Origin of the sequence: Kitasatospora sp. NPDC056531 (genome assembly GCF_042794375.1) — a bacterium.
Classification (GTDB): domain Bacteria; phylum Actinomycetota; class Actinomycetes; order Streptomycetales; family Streptomycetaceae; genus Kitasatospora.
Map to the genome: position 1 here is coordinate 65,597 of NZ_JBHTTU010000013.1, position 24,208 is coordinate 89,804.

General features: G+C 71.4%; 24 protein-coding genes. 11 read left to right on the plus strand and 13 right to left on the minus strand.

What is annotated here, in order from left to right; genetic code table 11:
* Positions 1–181: 181 nt before the first annotated feature.
* The 3 genes from ACFQ87_RS15165 to ACFQ87_RS15175 all read right to left on the minus strand — a co-directional run bounded on the left by ACFQ87_RS15165 (position 182) and on the right by ACFQ87_RS15175 (position 2,687).
* Positions 182–583, minus strand: a complete 402-nt coding sequence (locus tag ACFQ87_RS15165; RefSeq protein WP_380611197.1) for a DUF6086 family protein — start codon at positions 581–583, stop codon at positions 182–184.
* Positions 584–638: 55 nt separating this feature from the next.
* The gene (locus ACFQ87_RS15170) at positions 639–1,643 is read right to left on the minus strand and encodes a phosphotransferase (RefSeq protein WP_380611198.1); all 1,005 of its coding nucleotides are present in this window, start codon (positions 1,641–1,643) and stop codon (positions 639–641) included.
* 570 nt (positions 1,644–2,213) lie between these two features.
* Complete coding sequence (locus ACFQ87_RS15175; RefSeq protein WP_380611199.1) at positions 2,214–2,687, minus strand: DIP1984 family protein; 474 nt, start codon at positions 2,685–2,687, stop codon at positions 2,214–2,216.
* 366 nt (positions 2,688–3,053) lie between these two features.
* Between ACFQ87_RS15175 and ACFQ87_RS15180 the strand changes: the two genes are divergently transcribed.
* Positions 3,054–3,281 (plus strand): hypothetical protein, encoded by a 228-nt coding sequence (locus ACFQ87_RS15180; protein WP_380611200.1) that lies wholly within the window; start codon positions 3,054–3,056, stop codon positions 3,279–3,281.
* 67 nt (positions 3,282–3,348) lie between these two features.
* Here ACFQ87_RS15180 and ACFQ87_RS15185 read toward each other — a convergent pair whose 3' ends face one another.
* Together ACFQ87_RS15185 and ACFQ87_RS15190 are read right to left on the minus strand one after the other, a co-directional pair.
* Entirely contained in the window at positions 3,349–3,543 is a 195-nt protein-coding gene (locus ACFQ87_RS15185; protein WP_380611201.1) for a DUF397 domain-containing protein, read from the minus strand.
* Positions 3,544–3,545: 2 nt separating this feature from the next.
* Entirely contained in the window at positions 3,546–4,415 is an 870-nt protein-coding gene (locus ACFQ87_RS15190; protein WP_380611202.1) for a helix-turn-helix domain-containing protein, read from the minus strand.
* Between the two features lie 146 nt (positions 4,416–4,561).
* Between ACFQ87_RS15190 and ACFQ87_RS15195 the strand changes: the two genes are divergently transcribed.
* The 3 genes from ACFQ87_RS15195 to ACFQ87_RS15205 all read left to right on the plus strand — a co-directional run bounded on the left by ACFQ87_RS15195 (position 4,562) and on the right by ACFQ87_RS15205 (position 5,776).
* The gene (locus tag ACFQ87_RS15195; protein WP_380611203.1) at positions 4,562–4,936 is read left to right on the plus strand and encodes an ATP-binding protein; all 375 of its coding nucleotides are present in this window, start codon (positions 4,562–4,564) and stop codon (positions 4,934–4,936) included.
* Positions 4,933–5,178 carry a hypothetical protein gene (locus tag ACFQ87_RS15200; protein ID WP_380611204.1) on the plus strand — a complete coding sequence of 82 codons (246 nt, stop codon included), beginning with the start codon at positions 4,933–4,935 and terminating at the stop codon, positions 5,176–5,178. Before ACFQ87_RS15195 ends, ACFQ87_RS15200 begins: the two co-directional genes overlap by 4 nt.
* 103 nt (positions 5,179–5,281) lie before the next feature.
* Complete coding sequence (locus tag ACFQ87_RS15205; RefSeq protein ID WP_380611205.1) at positions 5,282–5,776, plus strand: hypothetical protein; 495 nt, start codon at positions 5,282–5,284, stop codon at positions 5,774–5,776.
* Here the strand turns inward: ACFQ87_RS15205 and ACFQ87_RS15210 are convergent.
* Positions 5,722–6,381: an NIPSNAP family protein gene (locus ACFQ87_RS15210; RefSeq protein ID WP_380611206.1), complete on the minus strand. Its 660-nt coding sequence runs from the start codon at positions 6,379–6,381 to the stop codon at positions 5,722–5,724. The two genes, ACFQ87_RS15205 and ACFQ87_RS15210, sit on opposite strands and share 55 nt — an antisense overlap.
* Positions 6,378–6,854 carry a hypothetical protein gene (locus ACFQ87_RS15215; RefSeq protein WP_380611207.1) on the minus strand — a complete coding sequence of 159 codons (477 nt, stop codon included), beginning with the start codon at positions 6,852–6,854 and terminating at the stop codon, positions 6,378–6,380. The genes ACFQ87_RS15210 and ACFQ87_RS15215 overlap by 4 nt, the downstream gene beginning before the upstream one ends.
* A 56-nt stretch (positions 6,855–6,910) precedes the next feature.
* On the opposite strand from ACFQ87_RS15215, the gene ACFQ87_RS15220 reads away from it, so the two are divergent.
* The gene (locus ACFQ87_RS15220) at positions 6,911–7,828 is read left to right on the plus strand and encodes a helix-turn-helix transcriptional regulator (protein ID WP_380611208.1); all 918 of its coding nucleotides are present in this window, start codon (positions 6,911–6,913) and stop codon (positions 7,826–7,828) included.
* 3 nt (positions 7,829–7,831) lie between these two features.
* Here ACFQ87_RS15220 and ACFQ87_RS15225 read toward each other — a convergent pair whose 3' ends face one another.
* Positions 7,832–8,029, minus strand: coding sequence for a DUF397 domain-containing protein (locus ACFQ87_RS15225; protein ID WP_380611209.1), 198 nt, complete (start codon positions 8,027–8,029; stop codon positions 7,832–7,834).
* 198 nt (positions 8,030–8,227) lie between these two features.
* Here ACFQ87_RS15225 and ACFQ87_RS15230 point away from each other — a divergent pair, with 198 nt between their 5' ends.
* The 3 genes from ACFQ87_RS15230 to ACFQ87_RS15240 all read left to right on the plus strand — a co-directional run bounded on the left by ACFQ87_RS15230 (position 8,228) and on the right by ACFQ87_RS15240 (position 14,707).
* Positions 8,228–9,571, plus strand: a complete 1,344-nt coding sequence (locus ACFQ87_RS15230; RefSeq protein WP_380611210.1) for a TIR-like protein FxsC — start codon at positions 8,228–8,230, stop codon at positions 9,569–9,571.
* 132 nt (positions 9,572–9,703) lie between these two features.
* Positions 9,704–13,711: an FxSxx-COOH system tetratricopeptide repeat protein gene (fxsT, locus tag ACFQ87_RS15235; RefSeq protein ID WP_380611211.1), complete on the plus strand. Its 4,008-nt coding sequence runs from the start codon at positions 9,704–9,706 to the stop codon at positions 13,709–13,711.
* A 30-nt stretch (positions 13,712–13,741) separates the two neighbouring features.
* The gene (locus tag ACFQ87_RS15240; protein WP_380611212.1) at positions 13,742–14,707 is read left to right on the plus strand and encodes a 2-hydroxyacid dehydrogenase; all 966 of its coding nucleotides are present in this window, start codon (positions 13,742–13,744) and stop codon (positions 14,705–14,707) included.
* 15 nt (positions 14,708–14,722) lie between these two features.
* Here the strand turns inward: ACFQ87_RS15240 and ACFQ87_RS15245 are convergent, their stop codons facing one another.
* The 3 genes from ACFQ87_RS15245 to ACFQ87_RS15255 all read right to left on the minus strand — a co-directional run bounded on the left by ACFQ87_RS15245 (position 14,723) and on the right by ACFQ87_RS15255 (position 17,480).
* Positions 14,723–15,577, minus strand: coding sequence for an alpha/beta fold hydrolase (locus ACFQ87_RS15245; protein WP_380611267.1), 855 nt, complete (start codon positions 15,575–15,577; stop codon positions 14,723–14,725).
* Between the two features lie 22 nt (positions 15,578–15,599).
* Positions 15,600–16,508, minus strand: a complete 909-nt coding sequence (locus ACFQ87_RS15250; RefSeq protein WP_380611214.1) for a DUF4231 domain-containing protein — start codon at positions 16,506–16,508, stop codon at positions 15,600–15,602.
* A gap of 207 nt (positions 16,509–16,715) precedes the next feature.
* Positions 16,716–17,480: a sugar isomerase domain-containing protein gene (locus tag ACFQ87_RS15255; RefSeq protein ID WP_380611215.1), complete on the minus strand. Its 765-nt coding sequence runs from the start codon at positions 17,478–17,480 to the stop codon at positions 16,716–16,718.
* A 221-nt stretch (positions 17,481–17,701) separates the two neighbouring features.
* Between ACFQ87_RS15255 and ACFQ87_RS15260 the strand changes: the two genes are divergently transcribed.
* On the plus strand, positions 17,702–18,394 hold the full coding sequence (locus tag ACFQ87_RS15260) for a metal-dependent transcriptional regulator (protein ID WP_380611216.1): 693 nt from the start codon (positions 17,702–17,704) through the stop codon (positions 18,392–18,394).
* Positions 18,395–18,830: 436 nt separating this feature from the next.
* Here the strand turns inward: ACFQ87_RS15260 and ACFQ87_RS15265 are convergent, their stop codons facing one another.
* Complete coding sequence (locus ACFQ87_RS15265; RefSeq protein ID WP_380611217.1) at positions 18,831–19,535, minus strand: bifunctional DNA primase/polymerase; 705 nt, start codon at positions 19,533–19,535, stop codon at positions 18,831–18,833.
* Positions 19,536–19,841: 306 nt separating this feature from the next.
* Here ACFQ87_RS15265 and ACFQ87_RS15270 point away from each other — a divergent pair, with 306 nt between their 5' ends.
* Both ACFQ87_RS15270 and ACFQ87_RS15275 read left to right on the plus strand, forming a co-directional pair.
* A complete protein-coding gene (locus ACFQ87_RS15270; RefSeq protein WP_380611218.1) occupies positions 19,842–21,218 on the plus strand; it encodes a transcriptional regulator in 1,377 nt (458 codons plus the stop codon).
* Between the two features lie 204 nt (positions 21,219–21,422).
* The gene (locus ACFQ87_RS15275) at positions 21,423–22,625 is read left to right on the plus strand and encodes a hypothetical protein (protein ID WP_380611219.1); all 1,203 of its coding nucleotides are present in this window, start codon (positions 21,423–21,425) and stop codon (positions 22,623–22,625) included.
* 141 nt (positions 22,626–22,766) lie between these two features.
* Here the strand turns inward: ACFQ87_RS15275 and ACFQ87_RS15280 are convergent, their stop codons facing one another.
* Entirely contained in the window at positions 22,767–24,068 is a 1,302-nt protein-coding gene (locus ACFQ87_RS15280) for an ABC transporter substrate-binding protein (protein WP_380611221.1), read from the minus strand.
* Positions 24,069–24,208 lie beyond the last annotated feature (140 nt).

The following is a 24,208-nucleotide window of genomic DNA, read 5'->3' on the forward strand; positions in this document are numbered from 1 at the left end:
CAAGAGTGGAGGGGGGGGGGACAGGCCGGGCCCCCCCCCCCCCCCCCCCCCCCCCCCCGGTGGTTTTTTGGTGGACCCTCCCTTTCCTCCTCCCCCCCCCCTTTTTCCCCCCCTTTTTTCTTTTCGCCCCCCCAGAAGCGACGACGTTCCTTCGAGCCCTTGGACGCCGCTTCCTCTCCGGTCAGCGCGCCATGAAGGCGGCCAGTTCATCGGCCTTCTCGCGCAGGCGGCTCGCCCGAACACGCTCGGCGTCCCGGATCCCGTCGCCGAGGACGGTCCGTGGCGCTTCCCAGCACACCTCGACTCCTGCGCGCTCCGCGAGGACCGACATGGTGATGACGAATCCTTCGGTGAGGGTCCGCATGACGGCGTGGTGGGTTGATCGGTGCCGGGTCAGCAGGGCGTTGACGAAGATTTCGAGGGCCGCCGCGTCGACCTGGCACTCGTCCGCTTCCATGGGGCCGATGCCAGACGGAACGCCGAGCTCCTCCTCGAAGACTGCCACCTGTCGCAGGAACAGCCGGGACGCGCCGTTGGACGGGTTCCATAGTGTCTTGCCGCCCAAGTCGTAGTACTGACTCACTCGGTGTCTCCCCCCTCGGCCTCGGTTCGAGCCTAGGTGATCGATTCCAAGGGGTTCAGCGGTCGTCTGCGGGCAGGAAGGCAAGCGCCTGTTGGAGGTTGTACTCGGCGATCCCCATCATGGCGTCGCGGTCTGGGAAGTCGCCGTCGAGGAGCCGAAGCGGTCCGGCGACGAGCGAGAGGCGCATCGCCAGCGTGTAGAAGTCCAGGCGCTGCTCGTCGAGGCCACCGCTGTTCAACCACCGGTAGTGCTCGCCGAAACGGATTCGCAGGAACGCGTGCTCCCACTCGACGTCGAAGAACATCAGGCCCTCAATGTCGATGAGGACCGGATCCCCGTGCTGGTCCACCAGAACGTGGTCCGGTCCGAGTTCCCCGTGGACGAGCCCGTACTCAGTGCGTGGGCGCACTGTGGCAGCCAGCCGGCGAACCACGTCTTCCAAGCGGTCGGCGGCACGTGCCATCCGCGCGTCGCGCGAGGAGGCTTCGGCGAGGTCTTCGAGTGCGCGGTCGAGGACGACCTGCTCACACGAGCGGCCTCGGGAGATGCCGCCGTCGTCGATCAGGGCGACCTTGCCGAAGCTCGGCCGCGTGTGCCGCCGCATCACGCCGAGTGCCTCGGCGAGCTGTGCCAGGGCCGCTTCCACGCTGTGCGGGTCCCGGCGGAGCAGGGTTTCCAGATTCTCGCCGGGTACGTCCTCGACCACAGCGATGTCTGCCGGGTAGTGGCTCCTGCTCCGATCGGTCAGATGGATCCGGGGCGTGCGGATCCCGAGGGCGTCCAGGTGCCTGTTGGCGGCCTCGAACAGATCGATGCCAGAGGCGGGCGAGAACGGGTCCGAATGCTTCTCGGCGTCATCGCCCTGCGCGCCGGGCCAGTAGTTCTCGGCGTGGTCCCAGATGTAGACGATCGCGGTGGAGTCACCGTCGAAGGTGAGGCGGTATACGCCCTTCTTGCTGCCGCCTCGGAGCCGTGACACTCCGATGAGGTGATGTTCGGCTCCCAGAGCCGCGCGCACCACTCCCGCCAGATGATCACGTGTGACAACCTTGCGTGCCACGTCCGCAACCTGCCTCACCCACGTATCGACTGCGCAGCCTCTCGGCCGGAGGAGGGCGAGGAACTGCCCCTCTGACGCACCACCGCATAGTTGATCGATTTTAGGTGATGCCTGCGCGCATAGGAGGAGGGAGTCCAACGTCGGTTGTCCTGTGCCACCAGACCTTGACCGTGTGCCACTGAACTTTGACCACGGCACGGTTTGTGTCACTGAAGATTGACCGCCCAGGTCTGCGCCCTGGAGGACCGTCTGGCGGAAGGGTGCCACGACGGCTCCAGACGGCGCTTCTTGAGTGGCTCTGGGGTGGAGTAGATGCGAGGGCCGTGCTGGTCGCACGGCCCTCGCACCGGGTGTGGGGCGCCCCGTTCCCGCCCTCGTCGTCCGGATCTGCACATGGTAGTGAGCTGTGCGGTGTGACCTGTCACCTGTACGCGGTGCTGAGCTGCACTGTTGGTGAGGAATCGAACCCCTGCGTTGCTCTTCACGCACCAAGGGCCGGATAAACCGCCGACCCGCGGTGTGTGCACGCCTCCGTGACGACTACCTGCTTCCCACACCCAGCTTGTGGGGTCAGTCCTCGATCAGGTCAATCTCCCAGTTGGCGCGCTGGATCAGGGTGTCCACCTCGCGGATCTCCTTGGCCAGGACGTCCGCCTGGGCGTGGAGCTCGGCGACCGGCAGGGCGGAGAGGATCCTGAGTTCGGACCGCAACTGCCGTACGGCTCCGCGCTGGTCGCGCCCGGACGCGGCGTCGGCAGCCGCGGTAGTCACCGAGTGGCGCAGCCGCAGGACGTCCCGGCGGGCGAGGGCGTCGGTAAGGGTGCCGCCGCCCTCGATGAGCGCGGTGGAGTTGGTCCGGTTGATCTGACGGATCAGCCGCTCCAGCTCGTCCAGCACCTCTCCGGCCTGGGCCAGGACTTCCGCCGCGTTCTCGGCCGGTTCCTCGCCCTCCTGGTAGCGGGCGCTGCCGACGACGCGCGCTCGCAACTGCTCCACCCGCCGCACCGCAGCCGCGCGCTGGGCGAGCGCTTCAGCCAGTTTCACCGCGTCATCACCTTTACGTCTTACTGATCGTCCGGTAAGTATGCACGTCGGTGCCTGACAGCGCGGTTCGCGGGGTGGGGCCGGCCGGACTGACCCGGCGGGCGCCGGGTGGGTTCATGGAACGACCATCACGGGTCCGGTGAGACCAGCCAGATCCAATGAGACCGGGAAGTCCTGACCTGGGCGGTCAATCTTTGATGACACAAACCGCTCTCCGTCAACCTTCGGTGGCAATCGGTCAAGGTCCGGTGGCACGGGACATCGGTGTCGCTTCCGGGAGGAACGTCGAGGGCGCACCTTCCGGAATGATCCCGTGATGGTCATCGAGTAGGCCGACCTTGCAGCGTCGGTCGGGAAGGTGCGCCCGTGCTCGCGGTAGCCAATGCCGACGGTTCGACGCGAGACGGCTCCCTGCTGGACGAGATCGTCCGCGAGGGCGCCCGACGCACCGCTCGCCCCCTCCAGGTCGGACCGACTCTGCACGTCGACACGACCCGCCCGGTCGACATGCAGGCCGTCATCGCCTGGATCCAGAAACCCGAGCACCGCAGTCACACTGACCACGGCCTGGGAAGCTCAGTGCACAGGTCTTGACGATTACTCCCTCTGAGGAAATGGGGCCGGGCCTGCGCGGGGAGCGCAGGCCGGCCGGAGCGGGGCGTCAGGCGGTGAAGTGGTCGAATTCGCCGGCCTTGGCGCCGTTGATCCAGGCGTTGAGCTTGGTGCGGGTGGTGGTGACGATGTGGGTGGGGTCGTCGGACTCGCGGATGTAGACCAGCTCACCATCGGAAGCGATTTCGAGGCAGTTGGTGTTGGTGCCGCTGAAGCTCGACTTCTGCCAGTTGAGCTGTTCCATGCTTACCTTCCTTGTACTGCGTACCGAATGTGCTGAAGCAAGCCCCATGAGTCGCGAGATGCAGGCGAGGGTTCGGATGCACTCGCCGACAGGGGTGGGAGCGCCAAGCCCTTGAGTCGTTCGAACTGCCGCCGGAACGAGGCTACTGCTTCGGGCTCGCCGAGGAACGGTGAGCCCTGGGGTTGTTCCATCACGACGGTGTCCAGCTTGGAGTGCCGGCCGTGAAGCAGCATGAACGGGGTGTCGGAGTCGGCGAAGACGGTGCAGTCGAACGGCAGGATCTGGATGGTGATGTGAGGCAGCCTGCCGACCTCGATCAGGTGGTTCAACTGGTCGCGCATGATGGTCGGTCCGCCGTACATCGTTCGTAGTGCTGCCTCGTGGATCACAGCATGGAATGGCGTTTCGTTCTCGGCATCCAGGATTCGTTGCCGCGACTGCCGGAACTCGACGGTCTTTTCTGAGTAGTCGAGGATGACCTCGCTGTAGGCCTTGGTCTGGAGCAAGCCAGGGATCAGTAGCGTCTCGTAGGTGTCCAGACTGGTGGCGCTGTGCTCGAACTCGGCGAGATCGAGGGCTGATGTTGGAACGTGGTGTCGGTAGTCAGTCCACCAGCCCTTGCCGTTGCCCTGGCTCATGGCGAGCAGACCTGCTCGGTACTCGGGATCGTTGGCGTGGCAGGCGTCGAGCCAGAGGGCCAAGCGCTCAGGATTGATACCAAGCCTGCCCGACTCGGTGTGGCTGACAGCAGGTCCTTTCATGCCGATCCGCTCGCCGAGTTCCGGCAAGGACAGGCCTGCACTGTTGCGGAGGCGCCGCAGTTCATCGCCAAGTCGGTGCTGGCGCTCACTGATTACGGTCCTGAATCCCACGCACATGCCCTTCTCGTGCAGCAGTTCGGCCGATTGAGCGGCCGCCTACCGACAGTGTAGGTCCAAGTGCGGAGAGTGTTGCAGGATTGTAGTGTTCTGACCTACAGTCAAATCACCAACCTCTTTGCACCGCTGGGAGAATCCCCATGTGTGACCCCAAGCTCAACTCCCCCTCCCTCACCGTCTCCCGCGAGGCGTTGCGCGACGCCATGGAGCGCGCCGGGTACCGCGACCCCGTGATCGCGGATGCCGAACTCGCGCTCGTGGAGCTGATCGTGAACGCATGGCGGCACGGGCTGACCGCCTCGCCCGTCGTCGTGGTCGAGATCGTCGCCGGTACCACGCGTGTCACCGTCGCCGACCGCAGCTCGACGCTGCCCCAGCAGCAGAAGCCGGACTCGCTCGCCGAGTCCGGCCGGGGGCTCCAGTTGGTCGAGGGGCTCACCCACCGCTGGGGCGCGGAGCCGCAGAAGCTGGGCAAGCGGGTCTGGTTCGAGCTGGAGTTGGGCGGCGCGGCGTGAACGCCCTCCACCCCATCCACCCTGCCGATCCGGCGATCCACTACCTCACCGGCCCGCAGATCACCGAGCTGATTGTGGAACTGCGGACCGAGGGGCGCGAGTTCGGGATCTTGTGGCCGTCCGCCAAGCCTGGCGAGACCATCCTCAACGGCCGGGTCCTCGTCAACCTCGGCAACGTTCCTGCCAGTACCGTGATCAACCTGCTCGCGCTGCTCCGCGGGTTCAAGCGCCACCGGAGCTGATCGCGACACTCAGGGATAGGTGCCAACTGTGGCACGCGGGCCCCGTCCGTGGAACGGGGCCCGCGCCGTCCTCGATGTCCGTCCCTGTCCTTACGATCACGGCATGTCTGGCGCCTTCACCGTCCTGTGGACCCAAGAGACGTGCCGTGACCTGCGCAAAGCGGGCCGCGAGGGTGAGCGGCCGACGGTCGCCTACAGCGGGGTGCACCAGTCGCTGCCCGCCTGGTCGGGCGCCCGCGCCGGGGACGAGGTGTACGCGCTGCACGTCAACCGTGGGGAGGTGTTCGTGGTGAGCCGGATGCGGGTGGTCGATCTCGAACGGGGTGACTGCTGCCGTTCCGGCCACGACGAGTGGTGGATGCTCGGCGTCGGAGGCTGTGGCGCCACGGAGGTGCACGTGGACGGGACGCCCGTGCGCTTCGACCTCCCGATACCCGGCGAGCTCCTCGAACGGCTTACCTGGCGCAATCGCCGGAACCAGACCCGTGGCCTGAAGTATGTGGTGGACGGCCGCCTCGAACGCGCGGTCAGCCTCCAGGGCTTCTATCGGCTGACCCCTGAATCGGCCGACGAGCTCGCGGAGCTCGTCGGCCGTTGAGAGTTCAGATGCGCAGGAAGTCGGTCCGGCCGACTTCCTGCGCAATGCAGGCCTACCCCCGTTACGGGTTCCAGCCGGAGGTGCTGGTGCGACCAGGGCGGCGGCTCGGCCGGGCCGAACCACACGCGGACGTCCTCGCCGGTGCGGACGGGGAGTTGGGGAAAGTCGTTCTCAGCGTGTTCGGTGCGGTGCAGGGCATGGCTGGGCCCCAAATGGCGGGCGGCGTAGGTGTCGAAGGCGGCCGTGTCGGCGGGATGGCAGACGGTGGCGAGCACCTCGCGGGTGCCCGGCGCCGGCGCGAAGCCGGGGCCGCGCAGGAGCAGGACGTCGTCGCTGTCGACCATGGTGGCGTTGGCCGCGTCGCGGTGTTCCCGCCAGACCGGCCCGCCGTAGAAGGCCTCCAGTGCGCGGCGGCGCTCGGCCATGGAGGGGAAGGTGCGCAGCCAGACGAAGCGGTCCGGGTCGTCCAGGTCGCGGAACCGGCCGCCGACGGTGATGCCCACCGCCTGCTGGCCGGTTACGAACTCGCGCTCGAACAGCTCGATCAGCGTCTCGCGGGCGCCGGGGTGCAGGGTGTATTGGCGCAGTTCGACGACGAGGCTCATGCGCTGAGCCCGTCGAAGGCCGGGCCGGTGCGGGTGAGGTCCATCGTCCAGTTGAGTTCCCAGCTGCGACCCCCGTCGGCCGAGAACTCCTGCTCCCAGCGGGCGCTGTCCGGACCGAGGCGGTACCAGGTGAAGTGCACCCGGATCGGGCGGCCGTCGTAGCTGTCCTCGCCGTGGAAGTCGCCACGGTCACCGGTGAAACCGCCGATCACCGGAGGGTCGAGCCGTCCCGTCCGACTGTCGGACCAGTAGATCGACCACTGCTCGGTCGCGCGGTCGAACAGCCGCAGGGTCGCGCCCCGGCGGCCGAGGGTGGGGAAGACGATCTCGTCGATGTTGCCCGCACCCCCGAACAGCGGCCGGATCACCGAGTGGCCGGGGAACTCCTCCCAGCTGCCGCCGCCGGCGAGCGGTGCGGTGAGGCGGCGGTTGGCCACGTCCCAGGAGCCGTGCAGGAAGTCGAAGTCGTTCATGGGGCGGAGGCTAAGACCGCTCCACTGACATCTGCTGTCAGTAGATACTGGGCGGCATGCGCGCGAGCCGACTGGTCAACCTGCTCCTGCTGCTCCAGAACCGTGGCCGGATGACCGCCCAGCAGCTGGCCGAGGAGCTGGAGGTCTCCGTCCGCACGGTCTACCGGGACGCCGAGGCGCTCGCCGCCGCCGGCATCCCGCTGTACGGCGAGGCCGGGCACGCGGGGGGCTACCGGCTGGTCGACGGCTACCGCACGCGCCTCACCGGGCTGACGGTCGACGAGGCTCAGGCCGCGTTCCTCGCCGCGCTCCCGGGCACCGCCGCCGAACTCGGCCTGGGCGAGGCGCTCGCCACCGCCCAGCTCAAGCTGAGGGCCGCTCTCCCGGCCGAACTGCGCGAGCACGCCGGACGGATTCAGGAGCGCTTCCTGCTCGACGCCCCCGGCTGGTACGGCGAGGCGGACGACACTCCGCACCTGGCGGCCGTCGCCGCAGCGGTGTGGGCGCGCCGGGCGGTGGTCCTGCGCTATCGGCGCTGGCGGGCGCCGGAGGAGATCGAGCGGCGGGTCGAGCCGTACGGGCTGGTGCTCAAGGCCGGTCGCTGGTACCTGGTCGCCGCCGGGACGTCCGGGACGCGCACCTACCGGGTCGACCAGGTGATCGAACTGGGTGAGCTGGAGGAGGAGTTCGTCGTTCCGGACAACTTCGACCTGGCCGCGTACTGGAGGGCGTACCTGGAGGACTTTCGCGCCCGGCTGCACACGGGGGAGGCGCTGGTACGGCTCACCCCGGAGGGCGCCCGCCGCCTCGGGGTCGCTCCCGCAAAGGAGGCCCGGGTGCCCATCGAGTCGATCGAGCACGCCCACGGGGAGTTCCTGCGCCTCGGCGCCGACGTCGAGGTGCTGGCACCGGCCGAGCTCCGGGACCGCATCGCCGCCACCGTCAGGGCACTGGCCGCCCGCTACGACCAGTGAGGATCAGAGGCCGACGAAGTGGTCGAACTCGCCGTCCTTGGCGCCCAGGATCCAGGCGTTGAGCTTGGTACGGGTGGTGGTGACGACGAGGTCGGGGTTGTCCGACTCGCGGATGTAGACGAGCTCGCCCTCGGAGGCGATTTCGAGGCAGTTGGTCTTCTCCCCACTGAAGCTCGACCTCTGCCAGTTGAGCTGGTCCATGGATGCCTCTCCCCGATCGTTCAGCGTGGCCGAAACGAGGGTACTGCTCAACAGTGAGCCCAGCGGCATCGTTTCGGTCATGTCAATTCGTGCGAGGCGTTGTGCTATTCCATTGGGGTGCCAGTCGTTCCTACACTGAAGCCCCGCCGCACGGGGGCTGCGGGAACCAGGTTGCCGACGGGCCCGGGGGAGGCACGTGTGACTGACCGGGGCTGGGACGAGGACGACGCCCGGCCGTACTTCTTCCTCTCCTACGCGCACACCCCCAAGTCCGGTGCGCGCGGTGCCGGTGATCCGAACCACTGGGTCCGGCAGCTGTACCGGGACCTCTGCGAGGCGGTGCTGCAACTCACCACCGTCCCGGCCGGGGTGCCGGTCGGGTTCATGGACGAGTCCATGCACCAGGGCGAGTTGTGGGCGGACCGGCTGTCGGAGGAGTTGGCGACCTGCCGGGTGTTCGTACCGCTGTACTCGCCCCGGTACTTCAACAGCGTGCCGTGCGGGCAGGAGTGGCACGCCTTCACCCGTCGCCCGGTCTATCCGGCGACCATCGACGCCGAGCGCACCAGCGGCATAGTCCCGGTGCTGTGGGCGCCGATGAGCCGCTACCGGCTGCCCGAGGTGGCCAGTGAACTGCAGTTCAACCACGCGAGTTTCGGGCCCGACTACGCCACCGAGGGCCTGTACGCGCTGATGAAGCTGACCTACTTCCGCTCCGCCTACGAGCTGGCCGTGCACCGGCTGGCGGCGCGGATCGTACAGGTGGCGGAGGAGACGGTGATCCCGGTCGGGCGGCGACTGGAGTTCAACGGGCTCCCCAGTGCCTTCAACGTGACCGCCCCGACCAAGCAGCTGAGGATCTCGGTACTCACCTACCACCAGGGCGAGTTGCCGCCCGACCGCAACCCCGACTTCTACGGTGTCCGCCGCTCCGACTGGCACCCCTACCGTCCGGCCGGCTCGCCGATCGCGCAGCACGCGGTGCGCCTGGCCAGGCAGTTGGGGTTCCAGCCGACCGTCCACGAGTTCGACGACGAGGTCGCGTCCATCATCGAGGGCAACGCCGAGGCCCCCGGACTGCTGCTGCTGGACCGGTGGGCGCTGCGCGACCCGCGCCGACGTGAGCTGGTCCGCCGCTTCGACAGCTCCGACGCCACCTGGGTGAGCGTGCTGGAGCCGTGGAACACCGACGACCGGGAGTGTCTCGAACGCGACGGCGAGTTCAGCGGGTTGAGCGACCAGACGCTGCGCAAGACCCGGCGCGCGGGCCGTCCGAGTTTTCTCGGGGTGACCGGCCCGACCGGGCTGAACACCCTGGAGGACTTCGACGACGCGCTGCCCCGGGCGGCGATGAAGGCCAAGTACGCCTTCGAGGGCCGCACCAGGGCCGAACCGGAGGAGCCGCCGGCGCCCCGGCCGAGCCTGCGGGAGGCCTTCCGTCAAGGGCCGGGCCGCTTCGAGGAGGGCGGGCACCAGGTGGACCCCTTCGGCTCGAACCCGCACGACCACGACCGCGACCACGACGACCGTGACGAACCGTGATGACGGCGATGACCCCGATGACGGGATGGCGCCCTTGGGAGGATGAGGAAAACCCATGAGTGAGCGAAGCGAGCGAATCATTGACAGGTGCGCGTCTCGCGAAGCGACCGCCGAGCGCAGCGAGGTGGCCGCATGAGCGAGAACCGCACCAGGAACCTCCGCCTCGGCGGCCTCACCGCCGCCGAACTCGCCGCCCAGCGCGAGGCCGAGCGGCAGGGCACGGCGCAGGACCGCAATGGCCGGATCATCACCTTCTACTCCTACAAGGGCGGCACCGGCCGCACCATGGCCCTCGCCAACACCGCCTGGATCCTGGCGGCCAACGGCTTCCGCGTGCTCACCGTGGACTGGGACCTGGAGGCGCCCGGCCTGGCCAAGTTCTTCCACCCCTTCCTCGACCCGGCCTCCCTGGCCGGCACCACCGGGATGATGGACCTGATCGCCGAGTACCGCGAGGAGGCGCTGCGACCGGTCGAGCACGCCGACGGCTGGCACCTGGACTTCGCCCGGGTGCACCCGCACGCGCTCTCGCTCTCCTGGCCGCACTTCCCGTCCGGCGGCAGCCTGGACTTCCTCTCCGCCGGCCAGTTCAACCGGGACTACTCCGAGGCCGTCACCCACCTCGACTGGGACATCTTCTACGACCGCTTCGACGGCGGGCAGTTCTTCGACGCCCTCAAGGCCGACATGGCCAAGCGCTACGACTACGTGCTGATCGACTCCCGCACCGGCCTGTCCGACATCGCCGAGATCTGCACCGTGCAGATGCCCGACGACCTGGTGGTCTGCTTCACCCTCAGCGACCAGTCCATCGACGGCGCCTCCCGGATCGCCCAGCACATCCACGACCGCTACCGCGAGCGCGGCATCCGCATCCTGCCCGTCCCGATGCGCATCGACGAGGGCGAGAAGGAGAAGGCGGACGCCGGCCGCGCCCTCGCCCGGGTCCGCTTCGACGGCCTGCCGTCCGGCCTGGGCGGCGACGAACTCGCCCAGTACTGGGGCTCGGTGGAGATCCCGTACCGGCCGTTCTACGCCTACGAGGAGATCCTCGCCACCTTCGGCGACCAGACCGGCACCCCCACCTCGATGCTGGCCGCCTGCGAGCGGCTCACCTCCATGATCACCGAGGGTCGGGTCACCGGCCTGCCGTCGATGGACGAGGAGGTGCGGCTGCGGTACGTGGACGCCTTCACCCGCCGCCGGCCGTCCGTCCCCGCCGACCTCTACCTGTCCTACGTGCCCGAGGACCGGATGTGGGCGGACTGGATCGAGTCGATCCTGACCAGGGCCGGCTTCCGGGTGCTGCCGCGCGACCTCAGCGCCGGCACCGACCCGCGGGAGGAGACCGAGCGCGGCATCGACTCCGCCTACCGTACGGTCGCCGTGCTCTCGCCCGCCTACCAGCGCTCCCCGCAGGCGCGGGCGCTGTGGGAGTCGGTGGTCAGCTCCGACCCCTCCGGCACCCGGCGCCAGCTGCTGCCCGTCCGGGTCGGCGACGTCCGGCTCACCGCGCCGTTCAGCAACCGCAACCCGGTGGACTTGGTCGGCCGCGACGAGACCCAGTCGATCCAGAGCCTGCTGCGGGCGCTCGGCCGAGGCGACGTCGCGCTCGACGACGCCCCCAGCGGCGGGCCGCGCTTCCCCGGCAGCAAGCCCTCGGTGTGGGACGTCCCCCCGCGCAACCCCTCCTTCACCGGCCGCGCCGCCGTCCTGGAGCAGCTGCGCAACCAGCTGCGCGGCGGCATGGCGGCCGTACTGCCCACCCCGCAGACCCTGTACGGGCTCGGTGGCGTGGGCAAGACCCAGGTGGCGCTGGAGTACGCCCACCGCTTCATGTCCGACTACGACCTGGTGTGGTGGATCGACGCCGAGCAGACCGAGCTGGTCGCCCCGGCGCTGGCCGAACTCGCCCGCCGGCTGGGCCTGCGGGTCGGCGACTCGGTCACCGAGGCCGCCGAGGCCGCCCGGGAGGCGCTGCGCCGCGGCGTGCCCACCTCGCGCTGGCTGCTGATCTTCGACAACGCCGACGAGCCCGCCGAGATCCGGCGGTTCTTCCCCGGCGGCTCCGGCCACATCCTGGTCACCTCCCGCAACCAGGCCTGGACCGGGCACGCCGAGGCGCTGGAGGTCGACGTCTTCACCCGCGGCGAGAGCGTCGAGCACCTGTGCCGGCGCGCCCGCAGCCTCTCCCGCCCGGACGCCGACCGGGTCGCCGAGGCCGTCGGCGACCTGCCGCTGGCCGTCGAGGTGGCCGCCGCCTGGCTGGACACCACCGGCACCCCGGTGGAGACCTACGTCGCCCAGCTGCACGCCGAGGCGGCCCGGGCGCTCGCCGTCGGCCGCCCGGCCGACTACCCGACCCCGGTCGCCGCGACCTGGAACGTCTCGATCGGACGGCTGCGGGAGCAGTCCCCGGCAGCGGTGCGGCTGCTGCAGCTGTGCGCCTTCTTCGCACCCGAGCCGATCTCGATGAACCTCTTCTACAGCGACCAGATGATCCGGGCGCTGGTGAGGTTCGACGCCGACCTCAGCGACAAGTTCATGCTGGGCAAGGTGATCCAGGCGATCGGCCGGTACGCGCTGGCCAAGGTCGACGCGGGCAGCAACAGCTTCCAGGTGCACCGGCTCGTCCAGGCGGTGATCCGGGCCGGGATGAGCGACGACGAGCAGGAGATCGCCGTCCACGAGGTGCACCGCATCCTCACCGGCGCCCGGCCCGTCCTCGGCGACACCGACGACCCGGCCAACTGGCCCGCCTTCGACGAGATCTGGCCGCACCTGTCGCCGTCCAAGGCGCACAACTGCGACGAGGCGGACACCCGCCAGCTGCTCATCGACCGGGTCCGCTACCTGTGGAAGCGCGGGGAGCTGGACCGCGCCCGCGACCTCGGCCACGCGCTGGACGCGGAGTGGACCAGCAAGCTCGGCGAGGACGACCGGCAGACCCTGCTGCTGCGCTTCCAGCTCGCCAACGTGCTGCGCTCCCAGGGCAATTACGCCGAGGCGCTGGCCCTGGACGAAGCCACCCTGGAGCGCCAGCGGGCGCTGCTCGGCGAGCACCACCCGTACACCCTGATGACGGCCGGCTCGCTCGGCGCCGACCGCCGGGCGCTCGGCCGCTTCCAGGCCGCACTGGACCTGGACCAGGAGATCCTGGAGCAGTTCCGGGAGTTGTTCGGGGACGACAACCCGCGCACGCTCTCCATGGCGAACAACCTGGCGATCGACTACCGGCTGGTCGGCAACAGCGAGGCCGCCCGCGAACTCGACCAGGAGACCCTGGACCGGCGCACCGCCGTGCTCGGCCCCAGGCACCCCTACACCCTGTCCACCAAGTCCAACCTGGCCCGCGACCTGCGCGAACTCGGTGACTACCGCGGCTCGGTGGACCTGCTCCAGGAGGTCACCTCAGACCTCGGCGACGTGCTCGACCCGGACCTGCCCGAGAACCTGCGCAACGCCAAGTCGCTGGCGGTCTCGCTGCGCCGGATCGGCCAGCTCGCCGAGGCCCGGCGGATCACCAAGGAGACCTACGAGCGCTACCTGGAGCGCTACGGCGCCGACGCCCCCGACGCGCTGGCCTGCGCACTCAACCTGGCCGCCGACCACAGCGCCTCCGGCGACAAGGAGGCCGCCCGCGACCTCTGCGCCACCGTGTTCGAGGGCCACCGGCGGCTGTTCGGCGACGAGCACCCGTTCACCCTGGCCTGCGCCAACAACCTGGGCATCTACCTGCGCGGCAGTGGCGACGTCCTGGGCGCCATCGAGCGCGGCCGGCTCACCGTCGAGGGGCTGACCCGCTCGGTCGGGGCGGAGCACCCGTACACCCTCAACGCGGTGATCAACCTGGCCAACGCCTACGGCGACGACGGGCGGATAGAGCTCGCCGAGGAGCTCGGCCGGGCCGCCTACCAGGGCCTGTGCGAGCGCTACTCGCCGCAGCACCCGGACGCGGTGGCCTGCGAGGCCAACCTGGCGATCACCCTGCGGGCGGCCGGCCGGCACACCCAGGCCGCCGAGCTGCGCGCCCGGGCGATCGCCGAGTTGATCCGGCAGTTCGGCGAGGAGCACCCCAACACGATGTCGGCGCGCGGCTGGAAGCGGATCAACCGCGACCTGGAGCCGCAGCCGGTGTGACCGGGAGGGGGCGGGGTACGCTGCCGAACCATGAGTGACACCCCGCCCCCGGTTCTGGTCACCCGGCGCCTCGCGCCCGGCGTCATCGAACGGCTCACCGCCCGGTACGCCGTCACCTGCCGCGACACCGACACGGAGATGGACCGGGCCGAGCTGCTCGACGCCGTCCGCGGCCGCCGGGCCGTGCTCACCACCCTGAACAACCGGGTGGACGCGGAGTTCCTGGAGGCGGCGGGCCCGCAGCTGGAGATCATCGCCAATCACGCGGTGGGCTTCCACAACATCGACCTGGCCGCCTGCGCCGAGCGCGGCGTGCACGTCACCAACACCCCCGGGGTGCTCACCAACGCCACCGCCGAGACGACCTGGGCGCTGCTGCTGGCCGCCACCCGTCGGCTCGGCGAGGGCGAGCGCCTGCTGCGCTCGGGCACGCCCTGGACCTGGGGGCCGAACTTCCTGCTCGGTCTGGAGCTGGCCGGCACCCCGCTGGGCGTGCTCGGCATGGGCCGGATCGGGCAGGCGGTGGCCCGCCGGGCCCGCGCCTTCGACATGCCGGTGAGCTACCACAACCGCCGCGAACTGCCGCCGGAGCAGACCGAGGGCGCCGAGTGGAAGCCGCTGGAGGAGCTGCTCGCCACCTCCACCGTGCTGGTGGTCACCTGCCCGTGCACCGAGGAGACCCGGCACCTGCTGGACGCCCGCCGGCTGGCGATGCTGCCGCACGGCGCGGTGGTGGTCAGCATGACCGCCGGCGTGGTGGACGAGGAGGCCCTCGCCGCCGCGCTGGAGTCCGGGGCGCTGTTCGCCGCCGCCGTCGACAACTTCGAGCACGAGCCGGACGTCCCGGCCGCCCTGCTCGCCCAGGAGCGCGCGGTGCTGGTCCCGCACCTGGGCAGTGCCACCGTCCGGACCCGGCAGGCGATGGGCGGCCTCGCGGTGGACAACATCGTGGCCGTACTGGGCGGGGGCGAACCGCTGACCCCGGTGAAGGCCTAGGGACCGCCCGGGGCGCTAGCCGGCCGCCCAGGCCAGGGCGGTGGTCATCACCCGGAACGCCCCGAAGTGCGCGGCGCCGGGCTCCAGGAACAGTTCGGCGCCCGGGATGTGGTCGGCCAGCCAGCGGGAGTGGTCGACCGGCGAGAACTGGTCGTCGGCGCCGTGCCACAGCCAGGTCGGCACCCGGATCGAGCCGACCTCGAACCCCCAGCCGGCGGTGAAGGCCAGCATGTCGTCGAGCCAGCCGTCCGCGCCGTGCCGGAACGCCTCCCGGTAGTTGCTCTGCAGCATCTGCCGCAGCCCGCTGTCCGCCACCACCTCCCGGTCGGCGGGCGAGAGCTCGGTGCGCAGCCCGTTCAGCAGCCGGACCGGGTCGTCCTTGATCTGCCGGGAGCGGAACTCCATCGCGTCGGCGATCCGGCTGTGCCCGCGATCGGCCTCCCGGTAGGCGCGGACGTTGGACGGGGTCATCCCGGCGTACCAGTCCAGGCCGGCCGCGTCGCGCGGCGCGAGGCCCACCAGCACCGCGACCCGGCTCACCCGCTCCGGGAGCAGCGCCGCGCAGGCCAGCGCGTGCGGGCCGCCGCCGGAGCGGCCGAGCACCGCGAAGCCGCCCAGCCCCAACTCGTCGGCGATGGTGCGGACATCGGCCGCCGCGTGGGCCACCCGGCGGCCGAGCAGCCGGGTGGAGTCGCCGTAGCCGGGCCGGTCGTAGGAGATCAGCCGCACCCCCAGCCGGTACAGCACGGTGCTGCGCGGGTGCGGGCCGACCCGGCTGCCGGGCATGCCGTGGAGCAGGAACACCGGACGGCCGCGCGGGTCGCCGAGGGACTCGACGGCGAGGGCGCGGCCGTCCGCCGTTTTGACCATCCGTAACGCCACGCGTTCCTCCTCAGTGCTCCCGATCGGTGGTGGTGCGCACCTCCCGGCGGGCCTGCCAGGTGGTGTGCTCGCGGGACACCGCGTCCTCGGCGTCCCGGGCCAGCCGGGCCCAGATCTCCTCGGCGTCCACCGACTCAAGGTCCAGTTGGGCGAGTTGGCGCCGGATCAGCTCCAGCTCGTCGGCCGCCAGCCCGTACGCGGCGGCCAGGGGGCGGTACTGGCGCAGCTGCGCCCAGGCGGTGACCGAGGCGGCCACCGCGGAGACCGTGCCCAGTGCGTCGTAGGTGTACGCGCCGAGCGCCCGCAGCACCGCCAGCACCAGGCCCAGTGCCGGCAGCAGCACGCCCAGCACGCCGGCCCAGTGCCCGGCCCGGGCGCAGTAGCGGGCCTTGGTGCGGTACCAGTCGTGCTGCACCCGGATCCGCTCGTTCAGGTACACCTCGCGGCGCACCGCCAGCGGCTGGTCGCGCAGGTCGCGCATGGCCTCTGTGATCCCGGCGTGCTCCACCCCCGGACCCGGCACGGCGACCGGGCTGTCCCGGAAGGCACCGAGCACCCGGTCGAGCTGGAAGCGGTACAGGCCTTCGGCGTCCGGCAGGCTGCGCGGCGGCGGCTGGTAGGCGTCGGCCCGGACGGCGAACTTCCAGGCCAGCGTCTTCACCGACTCGGCGGCGGCCCGGCCCTCGTACCAGAGGCCCTGCGGGTTCTGCCGGCTGATCACCACGGCCAGTGCCACCGCGCCCAGGTAGGCCGCGGCCGCCGGCCAGGCCCAGGGCTCGCCGTCGGCCGAGCCGGTCGCCGCGGCGACCAGCAGCAGGAGCAGCTCCCAGGCGGAGAGCAGCACCGCGCGGCGCTGGCCCCGCAGGGAGGCCGTGTCGGCGGCCCAGAAGAACTCGGGCAGCAGCTCGCGCTCGCGCACCCACCCGGTCCGTCCCGCACCAGACGCCATGTTCGGCCCCCACCCGTCGCTCCGGTCGCACCGCTCTCCTGCCCCGGGCGGCTGTCCGGTACGCCTCACGGGCCCCGGGGCCGCCCGCATTGGCCGGGAAGCCCCGGTGGTTTGTCCGGTACGCCCCGTGTTCGGGTCGGTACCCAGCGTGGGTCGGGATCGGCTCCCCTGCCTGCGTCAGTAGGTGTAGAGGATGCGCTCGGCGTTCTCGGCCATCTGCTTGGCGTTCCACTCGGTGCCGCCCGGGACGTTGCCGGAGCGGAACAGCGGCGGGGCGGGGGCGTCCCCGGCGGCGGCCCGGTCGGCCAGCCGGCCGACCGCGGAGGCGACCACGGCCTGCATCAGCGCGCTGGTCACGATGGTGGAGACCGGGCCGAAGGAGGTCTCGGCGCCCGGGTGGGTCAGCTCGCCGTCGCCGACCGCGACCTTGCTGTCCAGCACCACGTCGCAGTGGTCCTTCAGGTAGCTGCCGGAGGGGTGCGCGGAGGGCACCTCGCCCGGATAGGCCAGCGAGGTCACCCCGATCACCTTCAGGCCGCGGTCCCGGGCGTAGCGGGCCAGCTCGACCGGCATCACCTGGCGGCCGGACAGCGAGATCAGGAACAGCAGGTCCCCGGTGGTCGCCGGGGTGAGGTCCAGGGTGGCGGTGGCCAGCCCGGGGACCCGCTCCAGGGCGGAGGCCAGCGGCGCGGGCATCGTCGTCACCCCGGCCATCCCGGGCACGTTCAGCAGGTTCATCGGGACCAGCCCGCCGGCCCGGTAGACCACGTCCTGGGCCGGCAGCGAGGAGTGCCCGGCGCCGAAGGCGAACACCCGGCGGCCCTCGGAGATCGCCTCCGCCAGCAGGGCGGCGGCCGCCTCGATGGCGTCGGCCTCCTCCTCGCGGACCCGCTGCAGGTGGTCGATCGCGGCGTCGAAGTACCTGCCGACCAGGTCGTCCATCGATTGCCTCCGCTCTCTGCCGGTGAGGGCGCCGGCCGGGTGGGGCGGTCGGGGTGGTCCAGACCGCCAGTGGAGAAAGCTACGGCGAGCACGGTCGCGCCCCGGCGGCACGGCTGTCAACAGGAACGAAAACCGGTACCGGAAACCCCTGCGCGGGCCCGGTTGTCGGTGCGGTACGTCAGAATTGGCGGTGAGGACACCGAAGAACGGAGCCAGCGGCGATGTCTGGGCTGATCGACACCACTGAGATGTACCTTCGCACCATCCTGGAACTGGAGGAAGAGGGCATCGTCCCGATGCGCGCCCGGATCGCCGAGCGACTGGAGCAGAGCGGTCCCACGGTCAGCCAGACGGTCGGCCGGATGGAGCGCGACGGCCTGCTCCAGGTCGCGGGGGACCGTCACCTCGAACTCACCGAGGAGGGCCGCCGACTGGCGGTGCGCGTCATGCGCAAGCACCGCATCGCCGAGTGCCTGCTGGTCGACGTGATCGGCCTGGAGTGGGAGCAGGTGCACGAGGAGGCCTGCCGCTGGGAGCACGTGATGAGCGAGACGGTCGAGCGCAAGGTGCTCGCCATGCTCGGCCACCCGACCCAGTCCCCGTACGGCAACCCGATCCCGGGCCTGGACGAGCTGGGCGACGCCAAGGCCGAGGGCGAGGGCTTCGACGCCGCGCTCGTCCCGCTGGACACCGTCAAGCCGGGCGACGCGGGGGCCAGCGTAGTGGTCCGCCGGATCGGCGAGCCGATCCAGACCGACAGCGAGCTGATGAGCACCCTGCGCCGGGCCGGCGTCCGGCCGGGCTCCACGGTCAAGGTGAGCACCGGTGTGGCCGGTGTGCTGGTCGGCACCGGGGACACGGCGGCGGAGCTGGGCAAGGACATCGCCCAGCACGTGTTCGTCGCCCAGGTCTGATCCGTCCGTCCGGAACGACCGGCACGGACGGCAACGGCCGGCAGGTGACGACGATGGCCGGTACGAACGATCAGGGCCCGCTGCTCCCCGTGCAGCGGGCCCTTCCCGTCCTCCCCGGCTCCCTCCCTGTCCCCTCCGCTCCCTCCCGTCCCTCCCGGTTCCCCTCCACCGCCTCGCCCGGCTTCCCCGTCCGAGCGACCCTTCCGGCGTCCCCTCACACCGCAATTCCTCCCCTCGGTCGATCATGGCAATCCTTGAGCGCTGTCACTCGTACGAGGGGCTTCTCCGCTTGACCAGCGGGTAGACCCGGGTCTTATCCGCACATGCGTGTGACGGGCCCCGCCTCCGGTGGGAGACAAGGCCCGTCACTCGTGCGCGTGGTGTCGCGCGGTGCACGCCCTCACCCGATCGGGCGCGGGGCGGCAGGATCCGGGGATCAGACGCCGGCCGGCTGGGCGGCCTGGGCGTGCTGCGCGGGCGCCTCGCGGCCGCACGCGTAGGCGACCGGACTGATCAGCTCGGCGACGTCCGGCAGCCAGCGGTTGAGCGCGGAGGGGGAGCGGGCCCACTGGGCGTAGCCGGTGGAGCCGATCCGGGACGGCGGGGCGACCGTCCAGTCCCCCTCGCCGCGGGCGACCAGGTCCAGCCGTCCGGGCGGCCAGCCCAGCTTGCGGAGCATCTCCGGCAGCTTGGCCGCGACCCCGGGCAGCACCAGGAAGTGCAGCCGCCGCCCCACCCGGCCGGGCGAGGCGGGCAACACCACGACCGGGCCGAGCTGGAGGTCCATCCGCTCCATCCGGGCCAGCGCCAGGCACCCGGCGGTCTCCGGGACGTCCAGGACGTCGAAGGACCGGCCGGTGGGCAGCAGGATCGAGGCCTTGGGCCGTTCGGTCCACCAGCGGCGCACCGCGCCCGGCCCGGCGCTCGCCTTGCGGGCCCAGTCCGCGTCCAGCGGGTGGGCGCCCGGCAGCGCGCAGCGCGGGTCGCCGCAGGAGCAGCGGGCGGGTCCGTCGCCGTCGATCAGCCAGGCGCCCGGCGCCACCTCCCAGTGGCGGTTCTCGGCGTAGCCGACGGCTTCGATCAGCAGCTGGGGCAGGCCGGCGTTCTTGTCCTGGCCGGGGGCGTCGGGGATGTCTTCCACGCGCTGCTCAACTACCGTGTGTGAGGCTGGTTACGGCCCGGCGTATCCCGGTCGGGCGTATCCCGGCAATGTCACCCGAACCGGTGACTCAAGCGAGTTGGGGCGGGCGGAGGCAGGCGCAGCGGGGGCGCACGGAAGCATTTCCCAGGGCGCGCGGGGGGTGCGGTTCGTCACCGTGGGTATCCCGCTGGCGTTGCTGATCGCTAACCTGGTGTCAGATTCCTTGGACGGTCGGACAGTCGGCAACAGATCAGCAGAATCGTCGCCCGCCGGCCGGGACCGGGGGGTGTGGGGAGGCGAAGCCCAATGGCCGCGAGACCACTCGTCGCACGACAGCCCAACGAGCGTCTGCAGCAACTGATCCAGGAGGCCAGCTGCTCCAACGCCGGCCTGGCGCGCAGGGTCAACCTGTGCGGCGCGGAGCACGGACTGGACCTGCGCTACGACAAGACCTCCGTGGCCCGCTGGTTGCGCGGGCAGCAGCCGCGCGGGCAGGCGCCGGCCGTGATCGCCGAGGCCCTGGGCCGCAAGCTCGGCCGCAGCGTGTCGGTCGAGGAGATCGGCATGGCCGACGGCAAGAACCTCAGCTCCGGCATCGGGCTGCAGTTCGCGCCGACCCTGAACGCGGCCCTGGAGCAGGTGTGCGAGCTGTGGCGCAGTGACGTCGGCCGGCGGGACTTCCTGACCGGGGCGACGGTCGCCGCCTCGGCCCTGGTGGAGCCCAGCCGGGACTGGCTGATCACCCCGCCCGACCCGGTGGTGGCGCGCAGCGGCGGCCCCCGGGTCGGCCCGACCGACGTGGCCGCGATCAAGGCCACCACCGCGATGCTGGTCGACCTGGACCACCGCTTCGGCAGCGGGCACGTCCGCCCCGTGGTCGTGCACTACCTCAACTCGGTGGTCTCCGGCCTGCTCGGCGGTGCCTACCGGGAGGAGACCGGCCGCCAGCTCTTCGCCGCGGTGGCCCGGCTGACCGAGCTGGCCGGCTACATGGCGGTGGACACCGGGCAGCCCGGGCTGGCCCAGCGCTACTACATCCAGGCCCTGCGACTGGCCCAGGCCGCCGACGACCGGGGCTACGGCGGCTACGTGCTGGCCGCCTCGATGAGCCACCTGGCGGCCACCCTCGGCAACCCGCGGGAGATCGCCCAGCTGGCCCGCGCCGCCCAGGAGGGCGCCCGGACGGTCGCCACCCCGACGGCGATGGCGATGTTCTACGCCGCCGAGGCCCGCGGCCACGCCCTGCTCGGCGACGCCCGCTCCTGCGAGGCGGTGTCGGCCAAGGCGCTGGAGATGATGGAGAAGCGCCGCGCGGAGGACGACCCGGACTGGATCGCCCACTTCGACGACGCCTACCTCGCCGACGAACTCGCCCACTGCCACCGGGACCTGGAGCAGGCCGGCCAGGCCGAGCACTACGCCCGCCGGGCGCTAGACCTGCACCCGCCGACCCGGGTCCGCCGCCGCGCGGTGGACCTGGTGCTCCTCGCCACCGCCCAGCTCCAGCAGCGCGACCTGGAGCGCGCCTGCGAGACGGGCACCCAGGCGGTGCGGCTGCTCAGCGGGCTGCGCTCCAACCGGGGCGTGGAGTACCTGGACGAGTTCCGGCGCCGGCTGGAGCCCTACCGGGAGCAGCGGGTGGTGCGCGAGTTCCACGCCCGGGCGGACGCGGAGGCGGCCTAGGGCCTGTCCTGGGGCCCGTCGGGCGGTGGGACGGGTCCTGGGATCGTCTGTGCAGGGAGCGAGTGGGATTGTCCCGCCCACGTGGTCACCCGGTGAGGCGAACCGGTAGCGTGGGCGCGACGTCCAAGGAACTGTGATGCTCCCAAGAACCGACGAGATGTGGTCCGCCGTCAACGCGCGGTCCGGCCCAGGTGAGGAATCGCGTTGAGCCAGCGCCGGTCGTACCCCAACTCGGGTGACTTCAACCTGGACGATCTGTTCCGCCCGGAGCCCGGCCAGCCCCAGGGCCAGCCGGGCCATCCGCAGGGCCCCACGGCCGTGCCGCCGGTCGGGCAGCCGTCCGGGCAGCCGGAGTACCTCGGCGAGGGCGCCCACGCCATGCCGACCCAGGCCGTGCCGGCCCAGCAGCCCCCGTGGGGCGCCGCGCCGCAGCCGGGTTACGCCCCCCAGTCGGGTTACGGCAGCCCGCAGCCCGAGGCCCCGGAGACCCAGCACCTGCCGCCGTACCCGGCGGGCGACCCGCAGGGCGGCTACCCGGCGCAGCAGCCCGGTTACGGCGTCCCGCCGCAGGCCGCGCCCGGTTACCAGGGCTACGCGCCGCAGCCGCAGCAGCCGGTGTATCCCGCGCAGGGCTACGGCCAGGAGGCCTACGGCCAGGACAACTACGGCCAGGACAACTACGGCCAGGACAACTACGGCCAGGACAACTACGGGCCGGACCCGGACGCCACCCGGGGCGGCGGATCCGCCCGCGGCGGCCGCCCGTCCGGCAAGCTGATCATCGGCGGTGTGGTGGCGGGCTGCGCGGCGGCCGGCGTGCTGGTCGCCGTGCTGATGAGCGGCGGCGGGGACGACACCAAGGGCGCCCAGAAGACCACCCCGGTCGCCGCCACCGGCAGCAGCACCGCGCCCGGCACGGCGAGCGCGAGCGGCTCCGGCGCGGCGGTCGACCCGGACGTCAAGGCCCAGGCGCAGCCGCTGTCGGACCTGCTGGGCACGGCGAGCGACAGCCGCAGCTCGGTGGTCTCCGCAGTCGCCTCGGTGCAGAAGTGCGACAAGCTCCCGGAGTCGCAGCAGGCCCTGGCCGCCGCGGCCGGCAAGCGGCGCGAGCTGCAGACCAAGCTCGGCCAGCTGAAGACCGACAAGCTTCCCGGCGGCCAGCAGCTGGTCGACCAGCTCAACGCCGCCTGGACGGCCTCGGCCCAGGCCGACGACGAGTACGCGGCCTGGGCGACGGACGCCCAGTCCTCCTGCGACCCGAAGAAGCCGGACACCGGCAACCAGCACTACAAGAACGCCGTCCAGGCCAGCGGCACGGCGACCACCGCGAAGAAGCAGGCCTCGACCCTGTGGAACACGATCGCCACCCAGACCGGGCTGCCCAGCCGGGGCGACGGCGACCTGTAGCGGCGGCCCGCCCCGGGCCGGAGGGCGTCGGCGCCGGAGCGCCCGGAGGCGAGCGGGCGAGTCACGCCCCGAGCCACGCCTCCCCCCGGAGGCGAGCGGGCGAGTAGACAGCCGGGCCCGCCCGTTCGACGGGTTCGCGGGTCAGGCCGGGGGGCGGCCCCCGGTGAGCACCCAGCGGACGTCGACGAAGCCCGGCTGCTGCAGGGTCATCCGGCCGCTCTTGACCACCTGGTAGGTGACCCAGGTGTTCACCAGCCGCGGCGACTCGGTGCTGGGCAGCATGTTGGTGGTGCCCCAGTTCAGCGGCGGGGTGAGGCCCACGTCGATGCCCTCGCCGCCGTCCAGCAGCGCGGCGATCGACTTCGCGGTGACCGGCTTGCCGGCCGCCGACAGCTTCTCGGACACCGACCGGAACACCTCGTAGGCGACCCAGGTGGTCTGCACGCCGGGGTCGGAGACGTCGATGGTCCGCCCGCCGGTGGTGTCGGAGCGCACCACCCCGCGCAGCCCGTCCCAGATCTTGGCCGACTCCGGCGGGTACCAGCTGGTGACGAACGCGCCGGACAGCGGGCCGGAGTCGCCGCCGGTGGAGTCGACCACCGACTGCTGGACGCTGCCGATCACCGAGGCGATCCGGGTGTACTTCGGATTCTGCCGCCGGTAGGAGTCCAGCAGGTTGCCGGTCGGCTCGGCGGCCAGGGCGCTGGTGATGCAGTTGCCCGGGTCGTCCTTGCCGATCGCCTTGCGGACCCACTGGGTGTAGTCCGAGGACTGCTCGGGCGTCTTGACGTCCAGCAGCTTGATCCCGGCTGGCTTGAGCGCGTTGCCCAGGTAGCCGAGCAGGTTGTCGCCGGCCGGGGTGTCCGGGCGGACCAGTGAGACGGTCTTGCAGCCGGCCTCGACCAGCTGGCGGCCGCTGCCGGCGATCAGCGCGGGCATCCCGCCGTCCACCGGGTAGGACAGTGGGCTGGAGAACTCGGGCTGGGAGAGGCCGTACCCGCCGATCAGCGGGATGCCGGCGCGCTCCAGCACCGGCATGAAGGCGTCGCCCCACTGGCTGTAGGAGCCGAGCACGGCGACCGCCTTGGCGTCCACCGCCTGCTGGGCGCAGGCCTTGGCGCCGTCCGCCCGGTTGTGCTCGTTGCAGGTGATCACGTGCAGCCGGTGGCCGTTTAACCCGCCCTTGATGTTGATGTCCTGGCCGATCGCCTCGGCGAGCGCGGTCATGCCGGGGCGGTCCGCCGAGCCGGTGTCGGACGGGGCCCAGGTCATCACGGTCAGCTCGTCGGCGCTGCTGGAGGCGTCGGCCGATCCGCCGCACGCGGAGGCCGAGAAGAGGGTGGGGAGCAGCACCGCGGCGGTCGCCGCGGCGGCGATCGGGCGCCGACGGCGGCGTCGGGCGATCGGGGGACGGGCCCGGAAGGAGTCCCTTCGGCTGGTCATCGGTCTTCCCTCTCTGGGCGCCATCCGGCGCACCGGAACCAGCCAAGCCCCGGAGCCACAAGCCGAGAGGGCCGAAATGCGAACGTTCGGCAAACGGAAGGTGAAATCCGAAGGGGTACGCGTGTAGATCGCGAGTGGAG

Bases quoted from the DNA above. Each gene is read 5' to 3' on its own strand.
- ACFQ87_RS15185 (WP_380611201.1), bottom strand. From the start codon at position 3,543: ATGGAACAGCTCAACTGGCAGAAGTCGAGCTTCAGCGGCACCAACACC.
- ACFQ87_RS15195 (WP_380611203.1), top strand. From the start codon at position 4,562: ATGTGTGACCCCAAGCTCAACTCCCCCTCCCTCACCGTCTCCCGCGAG.
- ACFQ87_RS15205 (WP_380611205.1), top strand. From the start codon at position 5,282: ATGTCTGGCGCCTTCACCGTCCTGTGGACCCAAGAGACGTGCCGTGAC.
- ACFQ87_RS15210 (WP_380611206.1), bottom strand. From the start codon at position 6,381: ATGAGCCTCGTCGTCGAACTGCGCCAATACACCCTGCACCCCGGCGCC.
- ACFQ87_RS15215 (WP_380611207.1), bottom strand. From the start codon at position 6,854: ATGAACGACTTCGACTTCCTGCACGGCTCCTGGGACGTGGCCAACCGC.
- ACFQ87_RS15220 (WP_380611208.1), top strand. From the start codon at position 6,911: ATGCGCGCGAGCCGACTGGTCAACCTGCTCCTGCTGCTCCAGAACCGT.
- ACFQ87_RS15225 (WP_380611209.1), bottom strand. From the start codon at position 8,029: ATGGACCAGCTCAACTGGCAGAGGTCGAGCTTCAGTGGGGAGAAGACC.
- fxsT (WP_380611211.1), top strand. From the start codon at position 9,704: ATGAGCGAGAACCGCACCAGGAACCTCCGCCTCGGCGGCCTCACCGCC.
- ACFQ87_RS15240 (WP_380611212.1), top strand. From the start codon at position 13,742: ATGAGTGACACCCCGCCCCCGGTTCTGGTCACCCGGCGCCTCGCGCCC.
- ACFQ87_RS15245 (WP_380611267.1), bottom strand. From the start codon at position 15,577: ATGGTCAAAACGGCGGACGGCCGCGCCCTCGCCGTCGAGTCCCTCGGC.
- ACFQ87_RS15255 (WP_380611215.1), bottom strand. From the start codon at position 17,480: ATGGACGACCTGGTCGGCAGGTACTTCGACGCCGCGATCGACCACCTG.
- ACFQ87_RS15260 (WP_380611216.1), top strand. From the start codon at position 17,702: ATGTCTGGGCTGATCGACACCACTGAGATGTACCTTCGCACCATCCTG.
- ACFQ87_RS15270 (WP_380611218.1), top strand. From the start codon at position 19,842: ATGGCCGCGAGACCACTCGTCGCACGACAGCCCAACGAGCGTCTGCAG.
- ACFQ87_RS15280 (WP_380611221.1), bottom strand. From the start codon at position 24,068: ATGACCAGCCGAAGGGACTCCTTCCGGGCCCGTCCCCCGATCGCCCGA.